The sequence below is a fragment of the Cyclonatronum sp. genome (assembly GCF_022565315.1).
Lineage (GTDB): Bacteria > Bacteroidota > Rhodothermia > Balneolales > Cyclonatronaceae > Cyclonatronum.
In genome coordinates, this window is record NZ_JAIUMX010000177.1 from 1 (window position 1) to 4,727 (window position 4,727).

Below are 4,727 nucleotides of genomic sequence, written 5' to 3' on the forward strand. Positions count from 1 at the left end.
CCCCGCCGCGTGCTACAAGCTCATCATAGGTGCCCTGTTCTGCCACTTTTCCGTCGCGGATCATATAAATCTTATCCGCATTTCGAATGGTTGAGAGGCGGTGAGCCACGATGATGAGGGTGAGTTTGCCTTTGAGGCTTTCAATGCTCTGCCTTATGATGTGCTCCGATTCGGAGTCGAGCGCACTTGTTGCCTCATCGAGTATCAGTACGCGCGGCTGCTTGAATAGCTCCCGCGCAATACACAGCCGCTGCTTCTGCCCGCCTGAAAGGCGTGTGCCCCGGTCGCCGACTTCCGTGTCGAAGCCGTCAGGCATGTTCTCAATAAAATCAAGGGCATGGGCGGCTTTGGCAGCATCCCGCAACCGCTGCGCAAGCACCGGATCTTTTTTGTAGTCGCCATCCCACATACAGATGTTGTTTGCAACGGTATCATCAAAAATTACGCTCTCCTGCGATACATATCCGATCTGCTGCCGCCAGGCCGCCACCCGGACTTGGGCGCTGTCTGTGCCGTCTATCAGCATACGGCCCTGCTGCGGGCGGTGCAGCATCATGATCAGATCCACCAAAGTGGACTTCCCGGAACCGGATTCTCCCACAAATGCCACGGTTTTATTTGCTCCTATACGCAGGTTCAGGCCCTTCAGCACCGGCTGCATGCGGAAACCCTGCTCCTGATCCTGCTCCTGCTCCCCGGCCTCAAGCGGTTCTTTTCCGCCCGGGCCCGCAACCGCATCCGGAAGGCTTTCGTACTGAAACGGCATTTCGCCCGTAAGTCCATCCTCCGGTTTAGTACCCTTCGCCCCGCCTTCCGCTGCTCCGGCTTCCGTCCCGCTGCCTTCTTTCTGACGTTTCACACGATAGGAAAAACAGATATCCTGTAGGGTGATGGCATCTTTCAGCGGACCAGGACTTACCGTACCGTCCGTGAGCTGATTATCGCGCAGGTTTTTCATCTCTTTCTCAACTACCTCAACCGAACCCGTATGCCCTACCACCCCCATCCAGGAACTCTGAAGCGACATTAACTGTCCGAAGGCACGGTGAATCAGAATGAGGGATACGATTATGGGGGCAATGGCCGCTTCAAATACGGTAATCTGCACCACCATTATGCCCAGTACCATGGCCACTGAAAGCGGCTCACGGATGGCACCCATAATTGAAGAAAGGGTGCCGATTTTTCCGAGATACCCGACCAGCACCCGAATGCTTCGCACCACCCGGTTTAGCGGCAGATGCAGCCGTGAGGTTGCCGAAAGGTACTTGAAACCCTGCATGGTCTGTACCAGCTGCGTGTTCAGAACCGTGTATTCGGCAGTTGTTTTGCGGGACAGGTTGCGCACATAGCCGTTCAGCGGACGAAAAACGATCAGATACAGGCCGCCGCCGGCCGCGGCCATAAGCGTAAACTGCCAGGAGATCATAAAGGAAAACAGCAGGTAAACCGCTGTCTGAATCAGCAGCACGTTAAAATCCTTGAACGAAAAAAAGCCGTTAATCAGCTCGTAAATCTGACTGATGATTACATTGATGTAGTAGCCCGTGTTGTTTTCACTGTAATAGGCGTAGCTCAGGTTTTCGTAGTGTGCAAGCATGCGCACGCGGATTTCCTCCTGAAGCCTCACCGACATCATGACGGCATAGAAACTTGCCCCAAAGGTCACAAAGCCTTTGAGCACAAAAACGCCCATGAGCAGCAGCAGAATACCCGGAATTGAATCCTGAACCCCGAAAAACGACACGAAATCATACATCATCCGCATAATCAGGCCGGCATCTTCGCCTGTTGCCGTGCGGGGCTCCGTGGCATCAAAAATCTCAACCAGCGGCAGCAGCAGCGCAATCCCGAAAGATGCCATAACCACAACCATCAGGCTCAGCAGGAAAATGATGTACATCTTCCTGCCGATATACTTACGGTAGATGCCGTGCAGCTTCAGATATTCTTCAAAAAAGGCAGACAAAAAGGTTCAGAATTTTGAAATAAACGGAAGCACGGGAGCAGAAAACCGCCGCCCGGCAGTTTCAGCAAATACCTCCGGAATAAAAATAAGACGTTGCGTGTTAACGGCCCATTAACGGTCAATTTACGCTTTTAATCAGCCGATGGATCCGCTTCGGGAGCCAGGTTATCAGCTGCCCTGCTCGCCAGGTGAAGGAGCTCCGGAGCCTGTGAAAACTGTTTGCAATGTGATAATGCGACTGATTTTCAAATCCGCTCAGGGCAAAATCAGGATGCATTACCACCCGGAAGCTGTACCCCTGATCCCATGCAATATAAACAGGCATCCGCTCAATAGCATGTGCCAGCGTGCCGTCAGCCGCGATAGGCTCCTCCGGAAAATCTTCGGGCTGCAAGCCTAAATCAAACAGCGGCTGAAGGGCTTTCGGCCGGTACCAGAACATCGAGCCGTAGGGCATCACCGGCAACTCGTGTGCTTCAAAGCGGAATTCTTTTTTAAGGCCCATCCGCTCCCAGAGCATTTTCATGGTACTGTGGTTTACATCACCCAACAAAGAAAGCAAGCGTTTCCGGAATACGACCGGTGCGTCAGTTATGACTACGCCAAGCCCGGCATCCTGCTCCATGTGATGCAATATTTCATCCATCGGCAAAACGAGGGAGCTGAGCAGCTCATCGTGCCAGCAGCCGCCAAAATACCCGGGGCGGTTGATGGTTTTTTTGGTATGAAAATGACCCGCAACATCATACGCTGACAGCACATCCGAAAGCTGAAGCCACGGAAGGATATCCCGGCCCCGGTTGGGCATAACGCGTACTTCTGCAAGCGCAAGCTGAGGCGCATGCCCGGCAATCAGGCTCGAAAGAAGAACTTTCTTTTCAGGCGTGTCTGTGGTGATGTAGAGATCGAAGGGGTACCGTACACGGGCCAGCTGCGGCAACAGTTCTTCAAACAGATCCGGATAAAATACGTGAAAATGCACCGCAACCCGCAGTTTGGGTCTTGCGCTGACTTCTTTTGCCTGCACCGCTCCGCTGCCGTTGGTTTGTAACAGCGGCAGCAGGTGATCAGCCACATGGATTGAGGCATGCGGAGGGTAATTTTGCATAATGCAGGCCTCGAGCAGCTGTATGTCGTAATCGGTGCGGGCGGCAAGCACCCGCTTCAGATATTTGGGATACTCAAAAAGCGGAAGGCTTTTTATCCGGATGAAGGGGGACCTTTTCTCAATCAGAATATCCGGATGGCACAGACTGATATCGGGAAGCAGTCGTATGCCGCGGTCCGTTTCCGTCGGGATGAAAACTTCACATGAAAAACCTGCTTTCAGCAGGATGTCCGTCAGCCGCGCTTCCTCCGGTACCATAGCCTTAGCCTGCCGCGCTTCAGGTTTCCCGAAGGTCAGCTGCTCCCAAAAGGAGCGAAAGGCTTCACTTCGCGCTGCGGTTTTCTGAAAGACCATGAAATACGACTGCAAGTACCGCAAGCTGTTCTGCCCCTTTACGGGCACGACGGACTTAGGCATCGCTGCCAGACCTTCAGCCGCTGCATCCTGCCGGGCCTGCGTAATCCCCCAAAAGTCAGCACCTGTTGCCTCCATCTCCTCCAAAACAGGAAGAATGGGGAAAAGCGGCCCCAGGCAGCTGTCATTCATCAGGGTGATGCTGTCATAAGCTTCAAAAAAAGCCGGGCCTTTTTCCAGCAGGCCAAACCGCCAGGCCCCGAAATCCTTCCCCGGCCCCTCAAAAAAAAGCACCTCATCACAAACAGCAAGCAACCGCTGCGTATCAGCCTGCCCAAGCGCACTCCCTGAGATCACGATCCGCGTTTCATAAGACTCCTGAAGTGCTTCGAGCCAATGAAGCACATACGCAGAAAGCTCATCATACTTATTATAATGTGCAAACAATAAAATGCGGCGCATCAGCAGATTAAATTAGGAAGAAAACAAATTAGCGTAAAAAAACAACTACCCCCCCCGTCATCCAGGAAAGGCACGCACGGGATAAATTAACATACCGCTCAACCAAGGGCGTCCGCGGTCCCCGCGGTCCGTCCTCCACGTTTAGACCTCAGCCCAACCCCTCTCCTGAAAATACCCCCAGGCCTTACGGGAATTGTCTTCAGGAGAGGGGCTTTTTGTTTCGGGGTGGTCTAGGGTTTGGGGGACTGAACATCCGGATCCTTCGACTCCGCACGCTACGCTCAGGATGAGAGGGGTGGGGAAATTACAAACGGCGCGGCAGGCCGCGCCGGGTTATTATAAATCAGCATTATCATCCTGAGCGAAGCCGCAGCGTGGCGCAGCGGAGGCGGAGTCGAAGGATATCGTCATTCAGGCCGCGAAGCAGCAATCCGCTGTCCCCGGTCCGTCCTCCTCGTTTAGACCTCACCCCAACTCCTCTCCTGAAAATACCCCCAGGCCTTACGGCCTTTCTCTTCAGGAGATGGGCTTTTTGTTTCGGGATAGTTTCCGTTTTCGGAGGCCTGAACAGTCGGGGCGAAGCCAAAGAATCTCCTCATTCCCCCCGAAAAAAAAATCCAGACCCACGACCCCCGACCCGCGACCCGCGACCCGAGACCCGAAACTAACTTCGGGGATATCTCACATGATGCTTCGAAAAACATCCTGCTTCCCCGGTTTCTGAGTCTTCGATACGCTCCCACTAACTGATAAGCGTTCGATATGACATGAGCGGGCGTTGAGTATTTAGTAAGTCCCGAAAATCCCGAGACCCGCGACCAGAGACCAGAGACC

General features: G+C 53.6%; 2 protein-coding genes. Both read right to left on the reverse strand.

The window, feature by feature from the left end:
• A partial coding sequence (locus LAT75_RS15220; RefSeq protein WP_291483629.1) for an ABC transporter ATP-binding protein occupies window positions 1–1,969 on the reverse strand: 1,969 nt, incomplete at its 3' end.
• Window positions 1,970–2,087: 118 nt separating this feature from the next.
• Window positions 2,088–3,893, reverse strand: a complete 1,806-nt coding sequence (locus LAT75_RS15225) for a rhamnan synthesis F family protein (protein WP_291483631.1) — start codon at window positions 3,891–3,893, stop codon at window positions 2,088–2,090.
• Window positions 3,894–4,727: the final 834 nt, after the last annotated feature.

Bases quoted from the DNA above. Each gene is read 5' to 3' on its own strand.
- LAT75_RS15225 (WP_291483631.1), bottom strand. From the start codon at position 3,893: ATGCGCCGCATTTTATTGTTTGCACATTATAATAAGTATGATGAGCTT.